Source organism: Sphingobium lactosutens (assembly GCF_013393185.1).
Classification (GTDB): domain Bacteria; phylum Pseudomonadota; class Alphaproteobacteria; order Sphingomonadales; family Sphingomonadaceae; genus Sphingobium; species Sphingobium lactosutens_A.
The window spans coordinates 143,645-168,391 of the sequence record NZ_QJQX01000084.1; the positions used below are offsets into that span (position 1 = coordinate 143,645).

Genomic DNA, 24,747 nt, shown 5'->3' on the forward strand with positions numbered 1-24,747 from the left:
GTCTTCGGCGGACCATAGTCGGCCGGCGCATCGCGCCATCGCAAGCCATTCCTGATCACGAAGATGATACCGCTGATAATCCGACGGTCGTCCACCCGTGGCACCCCGTGTGACAAAGGAAAATATGGCTCGATCCGGCGCATCTGCGCCTCCGACAGCCAGATCAGATCACTCATGACGACGCCTCCTCACGCCGCCATTGAATTAACCCATCGCTTGCTCGACAAGCGATTTAATAGGTCCTGAGCCTAGATGATCAGTTCGCGGAGCATGCGAGGGGCGTGGATGATCAGCTTGCCGTCTTCCCGGCTTATGATCCCGCGGCGGATCAAGGCCGCCACGGCCCGCGATGCGGTTTCCCGGGTCGTACCTGCGCTCATGGCCAATGTGGTGATTTGCGGTGCAGGGGCGACATGATCCCGTTCACCTGCCAGCGCCAACAGTTCGCTATAGACGCGCCCGGCGGCGCTATAGGTCGACCGGGTTGCCATGCGATCCAAGGCATGATCGAGCTGGCGGGCGAGCAGTCCGGCCATTCCTGCGCCGATCTGGGCATCCGTGGCCACGAGCGCTGCAAGCGCAAGGGTATCGGCACGAAGCAGGAGCGTGTCGACCAGCACTTCGATCTCCGCCCGACATGTCGTGGCCGATGGATAGGCGCCGAAAAATTCTCCGGGACCATGTCGTGCCAGTTGCTGCCGTTGCCCTTCCAGCCCGAATGTCTGGATGGCGACATATCCTTCGATGACAAGCCAGCAGTGAAAGGAGGCCTCGCCCTGGCGGGCCAATATCTGTTTTGCGGCGCTGCGCTGGGGAATGAAGACATGTCGAAGCGACTCTGCGGCGTCTCGGTCGCACCGAAAAACCGCGCTCATCACTTCAATCTGGTCTTCCCGATCCAAGATCCGTGCCCCTGACGTCATTGCTGATCCTAGCTCCGGCATAACCCAATGTCCCGCAAGGAAAATAGGTAAGGACGAAAAGATCCTGGGGAAGATGTGATCTACATCACGGCCGAGGCGCGCTGCTTGGCGTAAGAGAACCGAGCGACCCGAAGGACGCTCGGATAGAGCAGCCTTTCTCCTGGCCCGGAGGCATCGTCTCCGGGCTATTTTCTGCCGTTTTATGACAGGTCAATCCGGCCCGTGGGATCGGTCAGGCACGCGCTTTCGATCGTTGCGCCGGGCGCGAGGAATCACGCGGTTCTTGCCTCCGCTACAGCCGCCTATGGTTGATAGGGTGCCACGCGCATCAGCAGCGCAAAAGGCGGGCGGTCAATAACTGCGCGATCGGAGGGTTCGAACATCGATATCCTCATTCTTCGTCCTTCATTCCTGCCGGATCCTGCAGCGACCAGTGGCCGGGGAGATCAAGATATGCCTCAAGTTCGCGCCAATGACGGTCCCAACCCGGTCCGCGCCGTTCCGGGGGGACATGCTGCTCGACCATGTGGCGGGCGCGGGCGACCGGATTGTTCGCCGGCGTGCGGACGCGATCGAGGATGTTTCGGATCGAAAGCGTGTCTTCCTCTGCCATGGTCAGGATTGCCGTCGGCTGTCACGCCAGGCCTTGGGCGACTGGCCGATATGACGGGTGAAAAATCGGGAAAAATAGGCGGGGTCTTCAAAGCCCACGGCATAGGCGATTTCGGTTACCGATAGTTGCGAATAGACGAGCAGGCGACGCGCTTCCAGTAGGGCGCGATCGTCAAGTATCTGCGCGGGCGAACTATTGGCGACGCGTGCACATGCCTGGCGCAGGGCGGTGAGGCTGGTTCCGAGCGCCCTGGCCTGATCAGAAACGGACTCGCGTTGACGGAAGCGCTGCTCGATCCGTTCGCGCAACCGCGCGACCAGCGCAGCCTGTCGAGCAGTGCCCTGCTGCATAGCCTCCGCCAGCGTCGCATGGCGCAGAGCGAGCACCATGAGCAGCAACAGCGCGGCCTCGACGGCAGCACGCTGGCCGGGGCCGGACCATCCCAGTTCCCTGGTCATCCGCGCAATCGCGGCTTCGGCATCCGATCCATCCTCTTGCGGAAGCATGACGGCATGGGGACGGGCAAAGAGCGGCGTGAGGTCGGTGTCTCGAGTGACGAGATGACGGAGGTAGCTGGCGGCGATGGTGGTAACATACCCGCGCGACTCCCGGTGCCAGGTGAAGCCATGGACGATTCCCGCCGGGATCAGCAGCAGGCAGGGCGCTTCGAAGGAGAGCTGAACCGCCTCCGCCTGCATCGCGCCGCCGCCCTCGGCGATCAGGATGATATGGTTGAGATCGTGATGGACATGCGGCCGGATCGTCCATTCGCTCGGGCGCGAGCGATCGTCCAGGCTTTCGACATGCACGAAACCTTCAGCCACGCTACGCTGGGGCTCGCCATAAAGATAGAAACTGGGAACAGACGCGGTCGACATGGCCCGACCATAGTTTGGATCGGCCGAGGCAACAATGTCGCGGCTCATCCCGAATGACTGCTCCCGCTAAGGGCGGACCGGCGGGTCGGTGCCGGGCGATATGGTGATGATCGCGCGACGATAGGAAGTGAGGGCAGGCTTGCCGTGATCGCGGGCTTCCAGAATGATGTGGAAGCGGGTCGGTTCTTCGACGGAAGGAACGACGAAGCGGGTTTCGACCGGATCGCCGCGCTGCAATTCCACGCGTGGGCTGCGATTGGTCGCTTCGGATTCGCGATATTGCCACCAGGCATAATCGACCCTGTCGCCATCAGGATCGCGTGATCCGGCGGTGGAAAGGTGCACGACATTGCCGGGTTTTGCCGTCAGTTCGACCGGCGCATTCCCTGCAACCCCGTTCAAGACAAGCCGGGGCGCATGGTTCGCGCCTTTGTAGCTTGCCTGCAGCGACCATTGAATGCGCGCGGCGAAGTCATTCTGGAAGGCGTCGCGCCAGCGCCATATGGTAGCCTTGTTGGTCTGATAAGTGCGGCCATCCGCACCGGTGACGAGATCGCTGGTGTCGGTCCAGATGCCGTCCCATTCCGAAATCTTGCCATAGCGCCCGCCCCAACTGCCATAATCGGGATGCTCCGGATGGCCGAGGCCGTTGGGGATGAGGTAGAGGAAGCTGGGCGTGTCTCCCTCCATCATGAATTCATAATTGGGATAGAGCGAGCCAAGCGGGCCGATCTGAATATTTTCGCGCAGCCATTCCTTGGAGACGGTGGTAAAGTCAGGGCCGTCGAAATAATACATGCGGTCGCCCGATATGCCGCCCCAGGTGGAGAGATTATAGTGGCGGTGCGCGGTCAGGCTGACGATCCAGAACAGGTCGGGGAAATAGCGACGGACCCAGGGGCCGGCATTATCCTGGTCCGAGATGGAATAGACGCGCAGTTTCGCCACGAATCTGGCGATGTCGTCCGGCTTGCGGGTTTCCCGGATCTTCCACAATGCCTGCGCGAGGTCTACCGCGCCACCCCAGACCGTGATCCATATCGGCCGGGAGTCTGGCTTGTCTACGGCAGCGATGATCGCTTCGGATGCAGGCGTGTCCTTGCCCGGGCCGACCCCGGCCATGCCATATTCGGGTCGCCCCGGCTTTACCGCAGCGCGCAGGGCCTCTGCGCTTGGCCAGCCCTGCGCATGCGCCTTGAGATTGGGCAGTACCTGTTCATAGGCGTCTATCCGCTGCAATATCTGTTCTGGATGAACGCTGTCTTTCAGATGCCGCGAAGTGGACGGCACCAGTGCCTCAATGTCGAACTCGTTGGCATAAAGGAGGAAACGCACCATGGACTCCATGTCGTCCGGGTCGGAACCGACATCGGTGAGTATGATGATGCGCGACCGGGGCAGGATTTCCGTGACTTGCTTGGCCGGCTGGGTGGAACTCGTGGCCGGCAGCGACGCCAATGCAAGGGCGCATAGAGAAGCCCAGCCGAATGTCATGGATGATTCCCTTGCATGATGAAGGGACGGAGCATGTTTGCCCCGTCCCCCAGTATCAGAACCGCACCCGCACGCCGCCCGACAGGCGACGACCGGTCTTGCGATATTCCTTCGTCCGATCCTCGCTGACGGAGTAGATGAACTCCTTGGCGTTGTTCAGGTTGATCGCGTCGGCAAAGATGGTGAAGTTGGGCGTCACCTCGAAGGACAGGCCGGCATCGAGCTGGCCATAGGCGTTGAAATATTCCGGTTCGCCGTTGCGTCCCGACGCGACCTGAAGGAAATTGTCGCGCCAAGTATAAGCGACGCGCGCCTGAATACCACTCTTCTCGTAGAAGCCGACCAGACTGTAGCTATATTTGGACAGGCCTTCGAGACCGAAGGACACATTGGCGACGGCATTTTCATAACGGGCATTCGACTTTGTATAGTTGAAGCTGGTCTGAACGCCCAGTCCGTCGAACGGCGCGGGCAGGCTTGAGAAGGCCTGGCGATAGCCGACCTCAAAGCCCTTCACGGTCGCGCCCTTGCCATTGCCAGGCACCGTCACCTGGAATGTGACCTCATCCACCTTTTGCGGCGTGGTGATCAGCGTCACGAAGGAGTCGATCTTCTTGTAGAAGGCCGCGAAGGACAGGAGCGAGGAGTCGGCGAAATACCATTCGGCACCCGCTTCGACCTGCTTGGCGCGGAAGGGCAGGAGGTCCGGATTGCCGCGACGGATCGTCTCATTGCCCGGATTGGTCTGGATCGTCTGGCGCGGCGACAGGTCGGTCAGCGTCGGGCGCGTCATCACCTTCGACGCGGCGAGGCGCAGGATCAGATCGTCGGCCACCTCCAGCTTGAGGTTCAGTGACGGTAGCCAGTCGTGATATTTGCCGCGGAAGCTGACCGGAACCACACCCGACACGATGATGTCGTTCTGGCCGGTCGGGTTGCCATTTGCATCGACGCGCGGTTTCGCGCTGATGATGGTGCGGGACGCGCCCGATGAGGTATAGTCGGTATCTTCATACCGGACGCCGGCATTGATGGTCAGTGGCATCGACCCCAGGCTGGTTTCGAAATTAGCCATGACATAGCCGATCCGTACCTTCTCATCGACCACGGAGGACGCCGAGGGCGAGAAGACCGCGGGGTTGAACGCCTTGCCGTCCTGCGCCGCATATTGGTCAATCAGCTGGACCAGCTGCTGCGGATTGTAGATGACCCAGTCGCGGATGATATTGTCGGGGCCGCCACCTTGGAAGAAGTTGCGGTTGGTCGGGCTGAACAGGGATGTCGGCAGCACACGGTCGGACCCGCAATAGGCGCATTGCTCGCCAAAAGGCATTTCGTCGGCAGTCAGCGTCTTCTTGCGGTTGGCGATCATGCCGCCGGCGAAGAATGTCAGGTTTGACGTAGCATTCCATTCGGTATCGGCACGATATTCGCTGATCTTGTCGTCGACGTCGGTGCCGCCGCCCCAGATATAATAATGGGCGGTAATGCCCTGCGGATTGGTTGCGGCATTGGGATAATTGGGGCTGGTGAAGCCATAGTCGTAGATTGGATTGCCACCCCGCCGATCGAACCAGAGGTCGATATTCTTGCGGCGGATGGTGGTGAAGAGGTTATTCTCCTTGCCGCGCCGTTCGGCCTTGGATCGGGACGCGTCCAGCTTGAGCTTGAAAGTGTCGACCGGCTTCCATTCGACATTGACCCCGAACTGGTCGGTGGTGACGTTGCGCTGGTCATATTGCAGGATCTGGTCGACGAAGCCGCCCTGATAACGCTGATAGACGGCTTCGCCATCCTCGACGACCTGCTCGACCAGGGTTCCGCCCGAAAAGTCATAGGCGAGGCCGGTCTGCTGCTCGGTGAACTTGGCCTTGGAATAGAGGCCGTCCAGCGTCACCGTCAGCGTGTCGGTCGGACGGACCTGGAGAGATCCGGAGAAGCCATAACGCTCCAGTCCGCGCTCGAAGAAGAAGGGCGATAGGTTGGAGGGCATCGACACATTGGTGAAGGGCGCGACGCCCGGTCCGATGCGCGCGCCATTCACGCCATTGGCGCGATAGTAGGAGTCGGTGCTCGACCGGCGCACATGGCCCGCGCCGATAGTGAATTCGTCGTTACGCGTATCGCGCTTGGTATAGACGCCCGACAGGGAGATGCCGATCGTCCGGTCGGCATTGCGCCAGGACGCGACGCCGGACACTTCGGGATTGAACTTGTCGGCCAGTTCCGCCCACATTTGTCCAGCCGATGCGCTGAAGGCGAATTGTTCCTTCTGGTCGATCGGGCGAAGCGTATGGACGTCGACGGTGGCACCGATCGAGGAGCCGTTGAGATTGGCCTGGGGCGATTTGAATACGTCGGCGCCGGCGATGATTTCGGACGGCAGCACGTCGAAGGAAAATTCGCGGCCATTATTGTCGGTAGCCAGCGTGCGGCCATTGACGGTGACGGCGTTGAACTTGGGACCGAAGCCGCGAACGGTGATGTAACGCCCTTCGCCGCGGTTGCGCTCGATCGTTACGCCGGCCACGCGCTGGAGGGATTCGGCGACATTCTGGTCGGGCAGCTTGCCCAGGTCTTCCGCAACGATCGAGTCGACCACAGCGACGGAGTCGCGCTTGATGTCGATCGATGCTTTCTGGCTGGCGCGGATGCCGGTGACGATGATGTCTTCTGTCGTCGGCTCGTTGCCTTGGGCTGCGGCTGTCTGTTGTGCGGTGGCCGCGCTGCCGATGGCCAGTGCCAGGCCCGATGCCGCCACCATGGTCGCAAGACGGACCTTACCCACCTTCCTCATCTTCCACTCTCCCTATGTTTATTGATGTCGCTTATGGCGCAAGCCAATGCATATGTCAAATTACGTAATACATAATATGAATTAACGAACGCTGCGGATCGGCAGCACGCAGAGCGCCGATCCGAACACGAACAGCAGCGCGGCGATAAAGATTGCACGATAGTCATTCTGAAAAAGGGTCAGCAAAATGGCCGCCATGACCGGACTGATGATCTGCGGGATGTTGACCGCGGTGGTCAGCACGCCCAGATCCTTGCCCTCGTCCCCTAACGCGCTTTTCGGCAGCACCTGCGTCATCAGCGCCATGTCGATCGACATGAACATGCCATAGCCGATGCCGATCACCCCGGCGTAAACCCACATTCCGGCCATGGAGGGCGCCAGCAACGGCGCGGACATGGCCACGCCCATGATCAGGCTGCCCAATATGACAAATGGCTTCCGCCGCTGCCAGCGGTCCGAGAGCCAGCCGGACACAAGCGAAGAGATGACGAGGCAGACCAGAGTGACAAGCGCCATATTGGCTATGGCGATGTTCGACTCGCCGTCGCCAAGCCCGATATAATCGCGCAGGATGTAGAGCAGATAGGCCGCGACCGCCTGATAGCCCATGTAAATGGTGAAGCGACTGGCGAAGGCCCAGGCGAAATCGGGATGCTCGCGCGGACTGATCCAGAAGCTTTTGAGAAAACTGCCCCAATGCATCGGTCGACGGGGCGTCGCGTCGCTTGGCGGTTCGCGATTCAGCGCGACGAAAGCGATGCAGGATGCCGCTATGGCGCCAGCGAACAGGCCATAGGCCAATATGCGTTCTCCGGCGAGATAGCCCGCGACAACCGTGCCCGCCGTCAATCCAGCGGTCATGCCCGCGCCGACAATACCCGACACGGCGCCGCGCGAGACGGGGGCGAAGCGGTCTGCGATCAGGGTCGTCATCGCCGGCTGCATGCAGTTGTAAGCCACGGCCGCCATGACCCAAAGGACCATCAGCGACCAGAAGCCAGTCATCCACGATACGCCGAACAGGCAGAGCGATCCGATCAGCGATGCGATGGCGATCCATGGTGCGCGGCGCCCCCAGCGACTGCGGGTCCGATCCGACAGGGCGCCTGCGATCGGCGTGGCCAGTGTCGAGAAAATGGAGGTGATGGCGAACAGCAGCGCGAGGTTGGTTTCTTTCGCGCCCGGCGACAGTTCGGCGATCTGGTTAGGCAGCAGCACACCGAGGACGCCGCTGTAAAGCGCCATCAGCAGGAAGAAATTGACCATCAGCGACAGTTGCAGCCGCGTGCGCGCCGCGCCCGTCACCCAGGCTGACGATGGCTGTTCTGCGGGAGACGGGGACAGGCTGCGCATCAGTCGGCTGCCCGGCGGCTCTCGGGGACGAGGCGCAGCCCTGCGTCGCGTGGTCGTCGATGCGGCCCGCCACGAACATTCCAGCCATTGCCCGCAACGCTTTGTGCGATCGCGGCTTCGTCGATCAGGATTCCCAGACCCGGCCGGTCGCCCAGCACGATGCCGCCGTCCATGATCTGCTGATCCACGTCGAAACCGGTCGGAAAGCCGAAATCCTGCACTTCCATACCGATCATGTTGGGCACCGCCGCGGCGGCATGGGCGACCGGGTTGGCATTATAGGCGACCGGCGACACCGGCAGGCCGCGCGCATGGGCAGCCATCGCGACGCGGTGGAAGTGGGTGATGCCCCATATGCTGCCGGACTGCACGATGTCGACTGCGCGTGCGTCGAACAATGGTGCATATTGTTCCAGGCCGGTGAGATTTTCGCCCGTGGCGACCGCGGCCTTCACAGCGCGGGAGATTGCCGCATGACCGACCGCGTCCCAGCGGCGCACCGGTTCCTCGATCCAGGTGAGGTCGATCCTTTTCTCGATCTCGTTCAGATGGCGGATCGCCTGCTTGCAGTTCCAGGCTTCATTGACGTCGAGCATCAGGGCAGGGCGGTCACTGTTGCGCGAGAGGATGTTGCGCACCCTTTCCAGCCGAGCGATGTCACGGTCGAGATCACGCCCGCCCTTGATCTTCGCGGCGGTAAAGCCGCGATCGGCCCAGGCGTCATAATGGCGCGCGAACGCATCGTCATCCAGGCCGTAACACAGGCCTGAAGCATAGCCCGGCACGAACCGGTCCCCGGCGCCGAGGGTGCGCCAGAGCGGTTCGTCGGCCATCTTGGCCTTGAGATCCCATAATGCCATATCGATCGCGGCGATCGTGCCGAAGGTCGTGCCGGCATGGCCGCTTTTGAATACCTGTGCGAGCATGGAATCATAAAGGGTGGACACCGCGCGCGGATCCGCACCCTCTACAGCCGGAAAGAGGCGATCGATTTCGGCATGCTGGCCCAGACCCAGCCCGGTTAGGCCGCCGTCGGTTTCAAGCAGCAGCACCGGCACCTCGGTCACGCCGGATTCGACGACGCCGTTTACGTCACCCACCGGCCGCTGCCAGTCATGATAGGCTGTGAGGCTGCGATAGCCTGTAATCTTCATCACCATGTCCTCTACCCTCCGGCTCAGCCGGCTACGAGTCATATTATGTATTATCTATGTTGTTTGACAAGTCTTGACGACGCTTGTCAATCGGGTCCACCGTCGAAAAGGCGCGGTGCAGGGCGCGGGAATGAGAAAAGGCGTGAAGAAACATGCAGGATAGACTGGGCGGTGGAGCCCTGGCGGCAACGCAGCGGCTGCGGCGGCGTCCGCGGCTGGCCGAAGCGGTGGTCGAGGATCTGGTCAATGCGATCGTCACCGAAATGTATCCGGCGGGCACCGCGCTGCCGCCGGAAAATATGCTCTGCGACCTTTATGGCGTCAGCCGCACCGTGGTGCGCGAGGCAACGACCGCGCTTACCGAGAAGGGGCTGGTTGTGTCGCAACAGGGACGCGGGACCATCGTGCGCGAATCGCGCGACTGGAACCTGCTCGACCCGATGATTCTGGCTGCGCTGTTCCGACGTGAAGACGGATTGTCCTATCTCGACAATCTATCGGAAATCCGGTCCTCGCTGGAGGCGTCCATGGCCGCGAAGGCCGCGAAGAAGGCGACGCCTGAAAGCGTGGCTGAACTGACCGCACAGATACAGAAACTGGAGGGATTGGTCGAAATGCCCGCCGCCTATGTGCATGAAGATGTCCAGTTTCACGATATCATCATGCGCATGTCGGGCGACCGGCTGAGCAAGGCGATTATCGACGGGATCCAGGGTAAGGCGCTCAATACCCATGGCTATGCCGGGCGGTTGAGCGTGGATCATGTGCGGGAAACCCAGGCCGCGCATCGTCGCATCCACGATGCGATCGTCGCCCGCGATCCGGAAGCCGCGGCGCGTGCGATGCGCGAGCATATCGAATCCTCCTGGGCGAAGCGCCGCGGCTCGCACGCCGCGAAATAGGCGCGGTTTTTCTGGCATGTCGCGGCGTCCGGTCGGCGTTGGGCTGGCAAAGTTGTTCAGGTGGTCCGGGTTCGCAGATGTTGCAGCGCTGAAAAGCGATCCGGCGCCGTCGCGATGACCGGAAGGAACTGCCATCGAACTGACGCCGGCCGGTCGTCAAATTGCCTGTAGCGATATCTCAGCCGCCCCGCCCATGGGCGATCAAGATATCGCAGCCATGCCGGTGCCGGAGCGGCCGTTGCAAGCTGCCCACCCGTAAGGCAGGCGGATACGCAGGTCGTCCGGCGCCATCTTCCTATTTCTTCGCGCTGTTCGCGGACGGTATGATCACGCCCTTGTCCTTCGCATAGTCGTTCCAGTCTGCGATCAGCTCCTGAAGCTTGGCAGGCTCGCTTCCTGCCAGGTCATGGGCTTCCGCCGGATCCCGGGCGACGTTGAAAAGCTGCCATGTGCCCGTGCCGACACTGTTGCGCGGATAGGCGCTGCCCGATGCGGGCAGATAGACAGCCTTCCAGTCACCCTTGCGCAGCGCGCGCCGGTAGAACAGTTCCGTCCCGATCGCTTCCGTCGGTTGCCTGACTTCTTTCGCACCGCCGTCGAGCACAGGGCGCAGGCTATGCCCCTGAAAAGGCAGGATGGCGTGGCCGGAGAAGGTCGACGGCTGGGTGAGACCCGCTAGGTCGAGCAATGTCGGGGCGATGTCGGTCACGCTGAGGAAGCCCGTGGCGATCCGCCGTCCGGCAACGCCGGGGCCGGCCGCGAAGGCCGTGACGCGCGTACCGCCTTCGGTGGGGTAGCCCTTCACCAGCCAGGACGGCGAACTGTTGGCCTGCGCCCAACCGGGGCCGTAACCGACATAGGATGTCGCCGTCCCGATATTTCCGATACTGTTGTCGATGCCCAGTTGTGCCTTGCCTTCCGGTTTCAGCAGGGCCTGGTGCGGTGCGTCGATGACATTACCTTCGGGACCGTTGTCGGCAAGGAAGATGATGACCGTGTCGTCATATTTACCGAGCGTCTTCAGTGCGTCGACCACCCGACCAACATTCTGATCCATTCGGTCGACCATTGCCGCATAGACTTCCATCTTGCGGGATTCGATGGCTTTTTCTTCGGGTGTCAGTGCTGCCCAGGGCTTCACATCCTGCCAATCGTGGGGCGCCAGATCCGCAGGGACCAGTCCCAGCTCTTTCTGTCGCTTGAGACGAGCTTCCCGCAACGCTTCATAGCCGGTGTCATAGCGACCCTTATATTTGGCGATCACTTCCGGCGGCGCCTGAAGCGGCCAGTGCGGTGTCGAATAGGGCAGATAGGCGAAGAAGGGACGAGCGTCCCGGGCGCCTGCCTCCAGGAAGCCGATCAACCGATCCGTGAAATAGTCCGCCGAGAAGCGGCCCTTGGGATAGCTGACGAGCTTTCCATTGTCGCGATAGGTCGGCGCGGCATTGATCGCTTTCCACGCCTCATTCTGGTCGGCGCCGAAATGATTGCCCAGTCCTTGCAGCAGTGCATAGGATTGCTCGAAGCCGCGCGCGGCCGGACCGCGTTCGGGCGTCAGGCCAAGATGCCATTTACCCGACATCAAGGTCCGGTAGCCGCCCTGGTGCAGCAGTTCGGCAATCGAGGCGACGCGATCGTTGAGATAACCCTCATAGCCGGGCTGACCGGTCTGGTCGGGCTGTAGAACCTCGGCCATGCTGCCCAGGCCAGCCAGATGATTATCCACTCCGCTCAGCAGCATCGAACGGGTCGGCGAACAGGTGGGGGCGGTATGAAAACCCGTGAACCGCACGCCGGACGTTGCAATGGCGTCCAGGTTGGGAGTCTGGATTTCGCCGCCAAAGGAACCCAGATCGGACCATCCCAGATCATCCGCCACGATCAGCAGGAAATTGGGCTGGCGGGCCGCCGGTGCGGGCGCGACAGCGGGGGCGACGGGTTGCGCACGCGCCGGAGATGCGCTGGATAACGCCGTGGCGGCGAGAAAAATAGATAATTTCAGATACTTATTCACCCGATCTTCTCCCTGATCCGATTCCGAATGACAGTCAGGGCCTAAGCGAGCGGATAGCGAATTCGAAGCAATCAATTGTCTACTGTATTGATAGAAAAACTGTCTCGCCAGTAGTCCAGTTAATTCTCTACTCGCCCCATTGAGAAAGACTCAACCTTGTCAGTCGCCAAAAAGGGGGCCTCATAACCATGCTGCTTAATTCCACCTCTCTCGTCGTCCTCGCCGCCGTTGCAGCCGCAACCGCCATGATACCTGCCCAGGCTGCGGAGGCGGTTGCGGCGGGAGATGCGGCCATCGATGCGTTGGACGGCGGGCGCGAGATCATCATCACCGCGCGACGGCGCAATGAAAAGATTCAGGATGTGCCTGTTGCCGCCAACAGCTATGGCGGGGAACAACTGGCCGCAACGCGCACCTATAATCTGCGTGATCTTCAGGCGCTTAGCCCCAGCCTGGTGGTGACAGTCACCAATCCGCGCAACACCAGTATCAATATCCGCGGACTGGGCAACAATGTCTCGGTATATAATGATGGGCTGGAGCCTGCGGTCGGCGTCTATATGGACCAGGTCTATCTGGCCCGGCCGGGTCAGGCGGTATTCGACCTTGCGGATATCGAGCGGATCGAAGTGCTGCGCGGGCCGCAGGGTACGTTGTTTGGCAAGAATACCTCCGCCGGCGCAGTCGTCATCACGACAAAATCGCCGACTTTCGATCCGGAATTCGGCGGGGACGTGACTTATGGCAATTATGATTTCCGCCAGCTCCACGCCTATGCGAGCGGCGCCCTGGTCGACGACTTTCTCGCTGCGCGCCTATATGTGTCAAAGACCGATCGAGACGGCTATGTCACAAATCGCTATGATGGCAGCAAGACGCAGGATTATCATGATTTCGGCCTACGCGGACAATTGCTGTTCACGCCTGGTGATAATTTCAAGCTTCGGGTCATCGGGGACTATGGCTTTCAGAAATCGCAGACTGCCGCTTCCGTACTGACAGGTGTGATCCGCACCTATGACAATGGCACCAATTTCACCAATAATTATACGGATCGAGTGACGCGACTGGGCGTGGACGCCGTAACTGCAGCACCCGGCGACCGTATCGTCGATGTGAACGGCAATCCGCGCTACAAGATGCGGCAGGGGGGTGTCGCGGCCATCGCCGACCTGACCTTGCCGGGCCATATATTGACATCGGTCACGTCCTGGCGTCGCTGGGACTGGTATCCGCACAATGATGGCGACAGCACGCGCCTGGACGCCGGCACGGATTTCCACCAGAGCAACAATCAGCAGCAGTTCAGCCAGGAATTGCGCATCGCCTCGGAAGGGGAGCGCAAGGTCGATTATATCGCAGGACTTTATTATCTCTGGCAGTCTATCAAGGCTGAAGCGCTCAACGCCTATGGGCAGGATGCCGCAGCCTGGTTCCTGGCACCCAGCGTCGATCCGGTCGTCGGCGCCGCCGCGCTCAACAATTATACGGTGCTTAGCCACTCCAGGCCGGTGACGAACAGCTATGCCGCTTTCGGCCAGACGATCTGGCATATTACGCCGACGGTCGATCTGACCACGGGCTTGCGTTACACCTATGAAACGAAGACCGGCTGGTTCGACCAGGAAGCGACCGGTGCAAGCTTGGCTGGCCTGACCGACGCGCAGCGGGCGGCCGCGCAGGCGATCCGCGCCCGTTACGGCGTCGCCAATTATTATGAGGCGAAGACGAAGGAAGGTCGCCTTTCCGGACAGGCTACCCTGTCATGGAAGGTCACGCCCGACGCGCTCCTCTACGCGACCTATGGTCGGGGCAATAAATTTGGTGGGCTCAACCTCGCCAATATCATCACCACCGGTCAATTCGCCGTCGATCCGGTGATCAAGCCCGAAACGATCAACAGTTACGAGCTGGGTCTCAAGACCAGCTGGCTGGGCGGCAAGCTGACCGCGAACCTTGCCGGCTTCTGGACCGATGTCAGCGATTATCAGACGACGATCGTCGACACCGCACCGGATCGCAACAATATTTCCTACTTCACCAATGTCGGCAAAGTGCGCACCCGTGGTATCGAGACCGATGTGCAGGCGAATCCCGCGCCCTGGCTCTCGCTCTACGGATCGGGCACCTATACCGATGCCAAATATGTCAGCTATCCCAACGCGCCCTGTCCAATCGAAACAAATGGGGTGACATTCTGCGACCTGTCCGGCGATCGGCTGCCGGGCGTGTCCAAATGGGCCGTATCGACGGGCGGGGAGGCGAAGGCGGGCATCGGCAGCCGGCTTGGCCATGATGCCGAACTCTATCTCGGCGCGGACTATAGCTATCGATCCAACTATTATACCACGGCCAGCCTGTCGCGTTATTCGCGGATCGCCGGTTATGACTTGCTCAATGCCCGCATCGGCATCCGTACGCTCGATGGCAGCGTCGATCTCCAGATCTGGGGCCGCAACCTGTTAAACAAGGATTATTATCAGAGCCTTTCCGCCGGCAACACCGGCGCGATTACCGGGACGCTGGGGGATCCGCGGACATATGGCGTGACCTTGCGCACCCGTTTCTAAGTATGGAGGCATTTGGACCATGGGGCGCCCGCCTGGAAGCAGCCTGGCGCCCTGTCCCGCGCCATCGTCAGGCCGATCGAGGGACCGAGCCGGGCGACGCGCGAACTGGCCTCGGGGCGTCAGGTCGTGCCGCGCCACCCTTCTCTCCAGGTGGTCGAAATCCAGGCGATTTATCATGCTTTCGAGCAGATGGCCGACATCGTCGAGAAGCGCTCCCGTTATTTGCGCGATTTCGCTTCCTCGGTCAGCCATGAGTTCAAGACGCCGTTGGCCGGCATTTCCGGCGCGATCGAGTTGTTGCAGGATCATGGTGCGGAGACGGCGCCCGCCGACCGGGATCGTTTCCTTGCCAATATGGCGGCCGATGCCGAGCGGCTGTCGCGTCTGGTGCGGCGCTTGATGGAACTGGCACGGGCGGATGTGCTCGTAAGCGAACACGATATGCGGATAGAGGCGGGACCGGTGCTAGCGTCGGTCAGGGATGCTTTGTCGAGCGATGGTTTCGCCGTCAATCTCGATTTGCCTGACGTGCTTCCTCCACTGGCCATCGATGCAGGGGCGTTGGAAACCGTGCTGACCACGCTTGCCGACAATGCGCGGCAGGGCGGGGGCTTCGCGGCTGGATATCCTGGTCAGGACACAGGATGGCGTTGCGTCGTTCGATCTCGTGGATGACGGATCCGGTAATCCGATGGGGGACAGGGATCGTATTTTCGACCTCTTCTTCACCAGCAAGCGGGAAGCGGGTGGCACCGGCCTTGGCCATGCGATAGCCCGGTCACTGCTCGACGCCTATCGGGGTGAGATTCAGTTGCTTTCGTCTGACCGGCGCGCGCATTTTCGGGTCGTTGTCGTTACGGCGCCAGCCTAAAAACTTCCATATGAATCGTATCGCTGCATCAATCAGGCTGCGCCAGTAGTGTCTGTTTTCGGCAATTTACGGCTCTCGATCTTGCTTGCCCGGATCATTCTAGCCGGGTCGCAAACCAGATGATGTGTGATGCATGTTCTCCATCGACCAGAACCGCTACATTGACCTCATCGACCTGGAAACGGGCACTTTCAAGACGAGCGACAAAGTCCTCGTCGGGATAGGCGGACCATATGGCCAGGATACCCTTGGGTCGCAACGCAGCATGCGCCGCACGCAACCCCCAATTGCAATAGAGCCGTTCATTGGCAAGGTGAATCAATCCGTCTGGCCCATTGTCGACATCCAGCAAGATGGCGTCAAAACCAGTCTTTTCATTGACAATGGCGTCATGGACATCGCCCATTTCGAGCGATACCCGGGCATCCGCAAGATAGTCGTTGAAAAGATGGGCCAAGGGTCCTCGTGCCCATTCGACAATAGCGGGCACAAGTTCGGAAACCGTGACCGAAGCGGTGGATGGCAGAGATTTCAACGCCGCGCCGAGCGTGAACCCCATGCCTAGGCCACCAATGAGGATCCGGCTTGCCTCGTCCGTCAGTCTTTGACACGCCAGGATGGCAAGTGATTCTTCGGAATGGCGAACCTGATTTCCCATCAGTTCATTATCCCGAAAACGAATCGAGTAATCGTCGCCCCTGCGCAACAGGCGCAATGTGCCTCCATCGGGAAGGTCCGCCGTATCGATCAGTTCGACCGGAAGCGCGACAGCCTCAGAATTTATTGTCAAATTGCGCCCCTTCATTGGCTGGATCGGCCTTTTACCGAGTAGAATATTGCCCGGGTTGCGCATTGAATGTGTCGCGCGCGAAATTGCGTACCGCGGTCGCGCTGCTGAAGGTTTCATCCTGCAATTGCGATGTCACAAGCGGATAGCCTTGGGAATTATATCGCGTCTCGCGCACAGTGAGCCGAAAATTCCCTTCCTCGTCCTTGGAGATCAAAAAGGGGCGGACTGTTTCTCGGCTCATGAAGGTTCCTAAGGATGATGGAGATATCGGCGGCAGGCGCGCCGCATGTCGATGCTGGTTCAGCCCAGCATTGCAGCGACAATCCGCTTCAATTCGGTTCTGGACAGGGTTGCAGAAACGGGCGCTACGGGCCGATGGGGCATCCTGCCGAAAGGCAGGCGGTTGGGGGTCTGGGAAACACTATTCATTGGAAAGTCCTTGCGGCTCCTGCCGCCTGTTATTTGCAGATGATGCGCGCGGGCACGTCCGTGACATGGGCGCAGTGGGGAAGCTTCCCTCGTGCCGCCACTCCCCGGCGCAGCGCCTGACGCATCTTAAAGATTATGCCCGGTTCTTCCGGGCGAGATAGCGTGCATCGCGCGCAGCTTTGCGTTCGGCATCGGTCAGTACCGGCTTTTGCCGAGCCGCGATTGCCGCTGCAGCTTCAAGGGCACGCGCACGTTTGGCAGCCTTTTCTTCCTTGGCCGCCAGTATGGCATTCTGCCGTTTTTCACGCGCAGCCGCTTCTTTTGTCAGTCTTTGCTCCGCCCGAACTGCCGCTGCCGCCTGATCCACTGGGGGCCTGTCACGAAGCTGCTGGAGAACCGCTATTCGGGCGTGCGTCGCCGCAGCAATGCGCTCCTGAAACTGCGGTTCCTTATATCTTTTCATGCAGAGAAATATCCTGTCTTCGCCATAGGCCGAATGCGGCCGGATCGCTTCAGCCATCCGGCGCGCGATCTTCAGGCTGCCTGAAGGTTTACGGCCGAGGTCTTGCCGCGCTGATCCTTTTCCAGATCATAGGTGACGCGCTGGTCTTTTTCGAGGGTGCGCAGGCCGGCGCGCTCGACTGCGGAAATATGGACGAAGGCGTCATCGCCGCCGGTTTCCGGCGCGATAAAGCCATAGCCTTTGTCCGCATTGAAGAATTTGACAGTTCCTGTGGTCATAAAGAGTCTCCTTGTCGCAGGTCCACGGGCACGGGCGAGAATCCGCACAGCCCGGCTTTGAGAAGCAAAAATGGGGACAAAGGAGAGCCGAAGCGGCCCGATATCCGTCAAAACGCGACGTTCAGCAAAATGCCTTTAGCACGAACCGTTCAAATTGCAAAACTGGACCGATAAGGAAAGGTCGTCGAAGGCAGGAGGGCGGGTCATTTCTCACCGGTGCGCAGCTTGATCTTGTTCGGGAGATTCTTTCCCTTTGTACGGCGCGACGGAATTTGTACCGGGTTCTTTTTCTTCCATTCGGCCCACGTCATGGGACCATCGGGCGTATTAATGATGTCGTCGTCCATATTCCGAAACCTTTCTTGTCCTGTCCTCGACCAGCGGCGACTATATCATGTTCGCCTGCCAAATCCTGCCAGCTATCGGCCGGCTGTATCGCGGTAGAACCCGGCCAGAGGCCGGAGGGTCTGCGCCCATTTCCGTTTATGCCAGATGGACCGGGTTTTTCGAAAGAAGGTGCAAAGACGAATGCAAGTGAATGTTTTGTAAAGATTTAATATTTTCCGCGAAACCGCTATTTCATAAGGGTCGAGAATTTAAGGAAGGTAAATGTCCATTCGCCTCAAAGATGCGGTCAAAGCCCGTTGGGAAACTTAACCTGATACGAATGTCCATTAACTCCATCGATTCGTCGCACGGCTGGCTCCAATTGCCTGCGCAATCATCATGCGAGCTATCCTGTTCATGTATCAGAAAGGTTAACTTAAACAGGCAGAACATTCATGGTGATCATTCGCGACGCCATGTCCGAACATCTTATGAAGCTAAATGGAGGGGGTTCTGACAGCCGAAGACGCCATCACGCGGACGGCAGTCGGACGAGAAGCTGCAGCCATGCAGGCCCGACTGACCGAATTTCTGGAGGATTAACGTGATGAGTGTCTTTTCCAAAAGCCCTAAATGCCTCTTGTTGCTCGCTCTGCTTTCCGCGGCATCGCCGGGTAGCCTGTCTGCCCAGACGCAGGAGCCGCCCTCGGCCGACGTTTCCGCGACCGTATATATGCCGCCGGCCGAGAAGACCGAAGGGCCGGAGGTCAAGGGCATCATTTCCGCGCGCAGCGGCGACAAGATGCAGGTCACGGCTGCCGACGGCGCCAAATCCGTGATCGTCATAAACGACGACACCCGAATCAGCGCCAGCAAGGGCTTTTTCGGTCTCAACCGAAGCAGGCTCGCCGCGACCTCGCTGCTCAATGGCCTGCCTGTTACGGTCAAGACATGGCAATCGGGTGACAGTCTGGTGGCGAGCCAGATCAACCTTCAGAACAAGGATCTCAAGACCGCGTCCATGATCCACAGTGGCACGGCCCAGCGCTTTGACGAGCAGACTGCGGCAACAGAAGCCCTGCGTGGTCGGATGGGTGAGATCGATCAGTATAATGTAAAAAGCACGACCAACGTGAATTTCGACACGGGCAAGGCTGTGCTGTCCGCTCAGGCTAAGAACGACCTCTGCGCTGCCGCAACCGCTGCCGAAGGCATGAGCAATGCCCTGCTGCTTGTCGTGGGATATACCGATTCTACGGGAGGCGATGAATTCAACCAGGAATTGAGCGAAAAGCGAGCCGGTCGCGTCGTCAATTAACTCCAGCAGGCCTGCGGCTGGAAACCCTATCGCATGCTTACGCCCACCGGCATGGCCGAAGCGGACCCGCTGGCGGACAATAATACCCCTGAAGGCAAGGCGCAGAACCGCCGCGTGGCGGTGAATGTGCTGGTCAGCAAGGGCCTTGACGGGCTGTGAGACATGTGGGGTGGGTTCGCCCACCCCCGGTCCCTTGCGTCAGGAGAGAAGGGTTCCAAAGCGCCGATCCCATAATTGCTCCGCGTCGAAGCGCATGCTCGTTACGCCGAAACGGCGGAACAGATCAGCGGCGGTTTGCTGGTCGGCGATCGCCTTGTTGTCGATCGGGACCAGCCGCGTCCGATTTTTCTTCAGGTGGCGCCATTCCAGATAATAGGCCCGGTCGATGCCGGTCGCCTTGGACAGGATATCGGCCCATGGATCGTCATGGCTTTCCATCCAGTCGATCACGTTGCGGAAGCGCAGCAGATAGTCGCCCAGGTCGCGGGCCGTGTCGGCATTATCCAGTGCAGCCCGGTTGGCGATAACCACGCCATTGCCGGCATAGTCGCCCTGCGCCTGTGCGATCAGCCGACCGCCATAATGGCGCTGCGCCAGAATCGTCTCGATCCCCTGTGTTACCCAGAAGTCGAGCTGGCCCGACGCGAAGGCCGCCGGCAGCGTATCACGCGCGAGGCTGACGGGCACGATATCGTTCCATTTCAGGCCCTGCTGCTCCAGCAATTGCAGCAGATAATAGTGATAGTTGGAGCAACGCAGATAGCCTACGCGCCGCCCCTTGAGGTCGGCGGGCGAGCGGGCCGCCAGCCCCCCGCGCGCGACCAGGCCAAGCAGCCGGGCCTGCGCATCGGAGCGGATCAGTGCGATAATGCGGCAGTCCTTCAATGAGCCGCCCCAGATGGTGAGCGGGATGTCGGTGAAGTTGGAGCCGGCGTCCAGTTCGCCGCTGCTGATCGCCTGCAAGGACAGGTCGAAGGGCAGGATGGCATAGTTCACCGCATAGGGTGTATCTGCCTGCCCTGAGGCCTCGAAGAAATTTTGATAGCCTTCCTTGGTCGTGGAAATGCCGAGCCTGCGCCCCTTCGCCGTGGCGCAGCCCGGCAGGGCGAGCGCTCCAGCCAAGCCCATGCCCGCGCCGAGGAGCGCGCGCCGACTGAAAGCCTGATCAGAAACGCCAGGTCGCGCGGGCATAATAAAAGCCTCCATAAAAGCCGAACGGGCTGTTCGACGCATAATATTGGGAGCCGCTGCTGTCGGCGATGGTGCTGCGTTCGGGATAGACGTCGAACAAATTGTTGGCGCCGACCGCGAAGTCGACGGTCGGGGCCAAGTGCCAGCTGGCCTCCAGGTCGGTGATCCAGCGCGCGCCATAATGCTGGTCGTTGACCGCGCCTGCGGTGAACAGCTGGACTGACCCGTAACGCTGCACGCGCAGGTTGATGCTGACCGGGTCGGTGTCCCAGAGCGCACCGAGGATCAGTTTGGTGCGGGGATTGCCAACCTCGATATATCCCTGGGCCACCCGGTCGAACAGGGTGAGGTTGAGGCTGGCGAGCTGGGCCGGCGTATCGGCAATGTCGGTGATCTTGGTGCGGTTATAGTTGAAGCCGAGCGACCAATTGATCTTGCCATAATCGCCCAGATTCTGAGCATATTGGCCGACCACGTCGACGCCGAGCGTCCGGGTGTCGATCGCGTTGGTATAATAGTTGACGATCTGCCCCGTCTCCAGCCCGTTGGCGGCGAGGATGGCGTTGACGCCCGCGCCGGACAGCTGCCCTGTCTGGGAAATGCGGTCCTTCAACCAGATGGCATAGCCATCAACCGTAAGGGTCGCGCCCGGCGAAGGGGTGAAGGACAGACCGCCAGACAGGTTCACCGACTTTTCGGGCTTCAGCGGCTTGGCGCCCAGGGCGATGCCGGCCGCGCTGTCTGGCTTGACCGTGCGAGTGGTGGTGAGGCCGGTGATAACGCCGTTGACGATCGAATAGCCGCGCGCGGCACTGGCAAAGCCCTGCTGCGTCAGCGACGGCGCGCGGAAGCCGTTGCTGACCGTGCCGCGCAGCGCAAGCGTGGGGGTGAGTTCGACGCGGGTGGTGAACTTGCCCACCACGACATTGCCGGCGTTGTCGTCATAATGTTCGAACCGGCCGGCGACGCCGACGTCCCAGCCCGGCAGCGGCTGGGTCGACAGGTCGACATAAGCGGAAATATTGTTGCGGCGCAGGTCGGCGGCATCCTGCGGCAGAATGGTGATGCCTCCCTGCGCGCCGATCGCGGCCGCCTGCCCCGCAAAGGGGCTACCGACCGGGTAGATATAGCCGCCATTGGCGTAGGCGGCCTCATCCTGCACGATCGTCTGATAGCGTTCATGGCGGAACTCCGCGCCGATCGCGACATTGAGCGGCGAGGTAAGGCCGATGTCGAAGCCGCGCCGGATATCGGCATTGCTGGTCCACTGGTCGAAGATCGCGTCGAACGTGTCGAACCGGGTCGGGCTGTCCGGCCCGAGCGACGGGTTCAGCGTATCTTCCATGCCATTGTCGGCATGGTGACGGCCGAAGGTGGAACTAACGTCCCAGTCCCAAGCGCCCGCCTTGCCCTTGAGGCCCACCAGAAACTGAAAATCCTTGTCCGGGAAGCGGCCGGTCGGCTGGATCACATCGTCATAGAGTTCGGGGATATAGCTGGTGCTGTTAGGCAGGCGGTAGGTCTGGCCGTTCTTGATGTTGCGGATGCCGAGCGTGCCATAGCTGTAGAGCGTCGTACTACCGCCTTCGCTCAGCGGCAGTTCGGCATTATAGGCGGTGTAGAGCGCCTTGGTCCGGGCCAAGCCGCCGCGCGTCAGGTGACGATCGCGGGTCGCTTCGCGCGGGTCGGGCTGACCGTTGATCTTCGGATAAATCTGCACCGTGGCGAGGCCAGGACGGAAGGCGAAATCCTGGAAGAAATAGTCGGCCGACAGGTTCAGGAACCCATCGTTCGGCAGGCGGAAACCGTGGTTCAGGCGAATCTGCGCCTGTTCCCCGTCGCTTTCGTAGCGCTGGCCGCCATAGATCGTCGCCGATCCGCTTGAAGCGTCGCTCCTGAGCACGATGTTGATGACGCCGGCCACCGCATCCGACCCATATTGGGCGGCCGCGCCGTCCCGCAAAATCTCGACGCGGGCGATCGCGCTCATCGGGATCTGGTCGAGATCGACGGCATTGGCCCCGGACGCCTGCGCGGTGGTAGGCAAGGGAATGGAACTGGGATGGCGACGCTTGCCATTGACGAGCACCAGCACATGCGCGCCGGACAGGCCGCGCAGGCCGGCTGGGCGACCGAATGTGTTATAGGCGGCATTGGAGCCGGTATCGACCTTGAAGCTGGGTACCAGCGCCGACAGTGCATCGCGTAACTGCCCCGCCGCGCCGCCGGTTGCAACAAGGGCATCATTGCCGACCACGTCGATCGGCGCGGTGCTCTGCGCCACGGTACGGTCGGCGCTGCGGCTGCCCAGCACGACGATCTCGGCTCCGGCTGCCGGCTCTGGCGCGTCGGCGGCAAGCACGCCGCTGTGCCAGCCGGCAGATCCCAATAGGGCAAGTGTCACCATGTGGCGAATTGGTCGTGTCATGAAGCCCCCGAAATTCCTGCTCGGGGAACGGCTAGGTCATGCTGGGATACCGAGCCAACGAGAAGCGCTCATCCCCACATTGGTTCTGCTTAACCATAGGGTATCCGGCAAATTGCAGCGGAGGGAAGAGATGTCCTGCACCCGCCCCGCCTTGATGCAGCCATGGCTTGCGCGCGAAGGAGCCAAACCGGACGTTATCCGTTTCCCTGCGATGCACCCGATCCATGCCCTGTCGAACGATATAAAGCGATCCGTCCGGCAAAGGGTCGTCGACATGTTCAACGACAGGGCCAAAGGCGAACGGCCCGTGCAGCGAAGTGCCGATGCGCTGTTCGGGCAGGACTCCGTCATCTGGCGGGTCCATGGCGATGTCGGAACGATGATGACGGGCGGTATTGCAAGCTTGCTGATGCAGATGCTGCATCCTGCAGTGCTCGCCGGCGTATGGGATCATTCGCATTTTCGCGAGGATATGCAGGGCCGTCTCCGCCGCACCGCGCGGTTCATCGCGATAACGACCTATGGTGATCGCGCGCAAGCGAAGCGGGCGATCGAGCGTGTTCGCGCCGTACATGGATTTGTTACCGGGCAGATGCCCGACGGCAGGCCCTATCGCGCCGATGACCCGAGTCTATTGGCCTGGGTTCACGTAGTGGAGGCCTATTCTTTCCTCAAAGCGTGGATCCGCTATGGCGAACCTATGATGCGGGTGGCGGACCAGGATCGCTATTTCACCGAAATCGCGGTCATCGGGGAAACGATGGGCGCCGATCCCGTGCCCGTTCCAAGCGCGAAGCCCAGACGATCATCGCGAATATGCGGCCAAACCTGGCCGTCGATGCCAGAACGGAAGAAGTATCACGCCTGATCCTGCGATCCGGCACCGGCGTATCTCTCGCTTCTGTGTCAGGTCGCCTTGTGGCACGGGCTGCCATCGATCTGCTGCCCATATGGGCGCAGCGCTTGCATGGGCTTGCTCCATCGCCATTGGAAAAGCCGTTCATCCGCAGCGGAACATTTGCGGTTGCGGAGGTCTTGCGTCGCGCATTTCGATAGGTGATGTGCTCAGTCCGGCGAATTCACTGCCGGGCGCTGCGGCCCCAGGGGTGGCCACCGCGAGGAGGTAGGGATGGTGGATGTTATCGGTGGAGTGCCGGGATCAAGCTGGCTATGACGATACCGAACTGATCCAGGCAAGAGGATGAAAGAAGTGGCCAAATCGGCGCCGACGAACATGGAAGGCAGCCGGACTGCGCGTGCAGCGGAGGCAGAGGAAACGCGCTTCAACATTCTGGAAGTGGCGACCGAGGAGTTTGCCGACAAGGGCTTGAGCGGTGCGCGGATCGACGAGATTGCGGAACGGACGAATTCGTCCAAGCGGATGATCTATTATTATTTCGGTGGCAAGGAAGGCCTGTACCGGGCCGTGCTGGAACGCGCCTACACGGCTGTGCGCGAGGTGGATGCCGACAACCGGCGCGATCATCTGGCACCGGACGCGGCGCTGCGCGACGTGGTAGGCGTGACCTTCGACTATCACAACCAGCATCCTGAATTCGTCCGGCTGGTCATGAACGAGAATATCCTGCGCGGCGCGCATGTGGGCGAGGTGCCGGGCATTCGCGAACGCAATCGCAAGGTGGTCGATCAGTTGCGCGGCATTCTGGCGCGGGGCGTCGCCAGCGGGCACTTTCGCGAAGGCATCGATCCGGTCGAACTGCACATGACGATCAGTGCGCTTTGCTTCTATAATGTCTCCAATCGCTATACTTTTTCCTATGGTTTCGAACGGGACATGAATTCGCCAAAGGCACTTGCCCGGCGGCGCATGAGCATAATCGATGTGATCGAAAGCTGGTGCCGGCGCTGACGCGCCTTGCCTCATATCTTTTCTTTGGCTAGTGATGTACGAAATAGTTCGCTCAAAAATCGATATAATCGGGAGAGAGAT

At 60.6% G+C, this 24,747-nt stretch carries 20 protein-coding genes and 3 pseudogenes; 7 read left to right on the forward strand and 16 right to left on the reverse strand.

Annotated elements, in window-relative coordinates; translation table 11 throughout:
- The 9 genes and pseudogenes from DM806_RS27505 to DM806_RS25875 form a co-directional block, all read right to left on the reverse strand.
- Positions 1-176, reverse strand: a 176-nt coding sequence (locus tag DM806_RS27505) for a transposase (RefSeq protein WP_256869518.1), incomplete at its 3' end; no start/stop codon positions are given.
- A gap of 72 nt (positions 177-248) precedes the next feature.
- Positions 249-491, reverse strand: coding sequence for a helix-turn-helix domain-containing protein (locus DM806_RS27510; protein ID WP_256869519.1), 243 nt, complete (start codon positions 489-491; stop codon positions 249-251).
- A 126-nt stretch (positions 492-617) separates the two neighbouring features.
- A pseudogene (locus DM806_RS27515) lies at positions 618-944 on the reverse strand (cyclic nucleotide-binding domain-containing protein); the annotation flags it as partial.
- Between the two features lie 370 nt (positions 945-1,314).
- Positions 1,315-1,536 (reverse strand): hypothetical protein, encoded by a 222-nt coding sequence (locus DM806_RS25850; RefSeq protein ID WP_179046010.1) that lies wholly within the window; start codon positions 1,534-1,536, stop codon positions 1,315-1,317.
- A 2-nt stretch (positions 1,537-1,538) separates the two neighbouring features.
- A complete protein-coding gene (locus tag DM806_RS25855; RefSeq protein ID WP_179046046.1) occupies positions 1,539-2,414 on the reverse strand; it encodes a helix-turn-helix domain-containing protein in 876 nt (291 codons plus the stop codon).
- Between the two features lie 66 nt (positions 2,415-2,480).
- Entirely contained in the window at positions 2,481-3,908 is a 1,428-nt protein-coding gene (locus DM806_RS25860) for a DUF1593 domain-containing protein (protein ID WP_179046011.1), read from the reverse strand.
- A gap of 55 nt (positions 3,909-3,963) precedes the next feature.
- The gene (locus DM806_RS25865) at positions 3,964-6,705 is read right to left on the reverse strand and encodes a TonB-dependent receptor (RefSeq protein ID WP_218647664.1); all 2,742 of its coding nucleotides are present in this window, start codon (positions 6,703-6,705) and stop codon (positions 3,964-3,966) included.
- 81 nt (positions 6,706-6,786) lie between these two features.
- Entirely contained in the window at positions 6,787-8,061 is a 1,275-nt protein-coding gene (locus tag DM806_RS25870; protein ID WP_179046012.1) for an MFS transporter, read from the reverse strand.
- Complete coding sequence (locus DM806_RS25875; RefSeq protein WP_179046013.1) at positions 8,061-9,215, reverse strand: mandelate racemase/muconate lactonizing enzyme family protein; 1,155 nt, start codon at positions 9,213-9,215, stop codon at positions 8,061-8,063. Before DM806_RS25875 ends, DM806_RS25870 begins: the two co-directional genes overlap by 1 nt.
- Before the next feature lie 152 nt (positions 9,216-9,367).
- On the opposite strand from DM806_RS25875, the gene DM806_RS25880 reads away from it, so the two are divergent.
- Positions 9,368-10,117, forward strand: a complete 750-nt coding sequence (locus tag DM806_RS25880) for a FadR/GntR family transcriptional regulator (protein WP_179046014.1) — start codon at positions 9,368-9,370, stop codon at positions 10,115-10,117.
- A 295-nt stretch (positions 10,118-10,412) separates the two neighbouring features.
- On the opposite strand, the gene DM806_RS25885 is transcribed toward DM806_RS25880, so the two are convergent.
- Positions 10,413-12,131: an arylsulfatase gene (locus DM806_RS25885; RefSeq protein WP_179046015.1), complete on the reverse strand. Its 1,719-nt coding sequence runs from the start codon at positions 12,129-12,131 to the stop codon at positions 10,413-10,415.
- Between the two features lie 188 nt (positions 12,132-12,319).
- Between DM806_RS25885 and DM806_RS25890 the strand changes: the two genes are divergently transcribed.
- The 3 genes from DM806_RS25890 to DM806_RS27900 are packed head-to-tail and all read left to right on the forward strand — an operon-like array spanning position 12,320 to position 15,572.
- On the forward strand, positions 12,320-14,701 hold the full coding sequence (locus DM806_RS25890) for a TonB-dependent receptor (RefSeq protein WP_179046016.1): 2,382 nt from the start codon (positions 12,320-12,322) through the stop codon (positions 14,699-14,701).
- A 12-nt stretch (positions 14,702-14,713) separates the two neighbouring features.
- Complete coding sequence (locus DM806_RS25895; protein WP_256869503.1) at positions 14,714-15,376, forward strand: sensor histidine kinase; 663 nt, start codon at positions 14,714-14,716, stop codon at positions 15,374-15,376.
- Positions 15,294-15,572, forward strand: coding sequence for an ATP-binding protein (locus DM806_RS27900; protein WP_372859784.1), 279 nt, complete (start codon positions 15,294-15,296; stop codon positions 15,570-15,572). The genes DM806_RS25895 and DM806_RS27900 overlap by 83 nt, the downstream gene beginning before the upstream one ends.
- Positions 15,573-15,666: 94 nt before the next feature.
- Here the strand turns inward: DM806_RS27900 and DM806_RS25900 are convergent, their stop codons facing one another.
- From DM806_RS25900 to DM806_RS25915, 4 genes are all read right to left on the reverse strand, one after another.
- Positions 15,667-16,377: a spermidine synthase gene (locus DM806_RS25900; RefSeq protein ID WP_179046017.1), complete on the reverse strand. Its 711-nt coding sequence runs from the start codon at positions 16,375-16,377 to the stop codon at positions 15,667-15,669.
- A 547-nt stretch (positions 16,378-16,924) separates the two neighbouring features.
- Entirely contained in the window at positions 16,925-17,311 is a 387-nt protein-coding gene (locus tag DM806_RS25905; RefSeq protein ID WP_256869505.1) for a DUF6481 family protein, read from the reverse strand.
- Positions 17,312-17,325: 14 nt separating this feature from the next.
- Positions 17,326-17,532 (reverse strand): cold-shock protein, encoded by a 207-nt coding sequence (locus DM806_RS25910; RefSeq protein ID WP_179046018.1) that lies wholly within the window; start codon positions 17,530-17,532, stop codon positions 17,326-17,328.
- Between the two features lie 203 nt (positions 17,533-17,735).
- Complete coding sequence (locus DM806_RS25915) at positions 17,736-17,879, reverse strand: hypothetical protein (RefSeq protein ID WP_179046019.1); 144 nt, start codon at positions 17,877-17,879, stop codon at positions 17,736-17,738.
- A 587-nt stretch (positions 17,880-18,466) separates the two neighbouring features.
- On the opposite strand from DM806_RS25915, the pseudogene DM806_RS25920 reads away from it, so the two are divergent.
- Positions 18,467-19,336, forward strand: a pseudogene (locus DM806_RS25920) (OmpA family protein).
- 39 nt (positions 19,337-19,375) lie between these two features.
- On the opposite strand, the gene DM806_RS25925 reads toward DM806_RS25920, so the two are convergent.
- Together DM806_RS25925 and DM806_RS25930 are read right to left on the reverse strand one after the other, a co-directional pair.
- On the reverse strand, positions 19,376-20,305 hold the full coding sequence (locus tag DM806_RS25925; RefSeq protein WP_179046020.1) for an ABC transporter substrate-binding protein: 930 nt from the start codon (positions 20,303-20,305) through the stop codon (positions 19,376-19,378).
- Between the two features lie 37 nt (positions 20,306-20,342).
- Entirely contained in the window at positions 20,343-22,796 is a 2,454-nt protein-coding gene (locus tag DM806_RS25930) for a TonB-dependent receptor plug domain-containing protein (RefSeq protein WP_179046021.1), read from the reverse strand.
- Between the two features lie 409 nt (positions 22,797-23,205).
- On the opposite strand from DM806_RS25930, the pseudogene DM806_RS27905 reads away from it, so the two are divergent.
- Both DM806_RS27905 and DM806_RS25940 read left to right on the forward strand, forming a co-directional pair.
- A pseudogene (locus DM806_RS27905) lies at positions 23,206-23,852 on the forward strand (oxygenase MpaB family protein).
- A 145-nt stretch (positions 23,853-23,997) separates the two neighbouring features.
- Positions 23,998-24,666, forward strand: coding sequence for a TetR/AcrR family transcriptional regulator (locus DM806_RS25940; RefSeq protein ID WP_256869506.1), 669 nt, complete (start codon positions 23,998-24,000; stop codon positions 24,664-24,666).
- Positions 24,667-24,747: the final 81 nt, after the last annotated feature.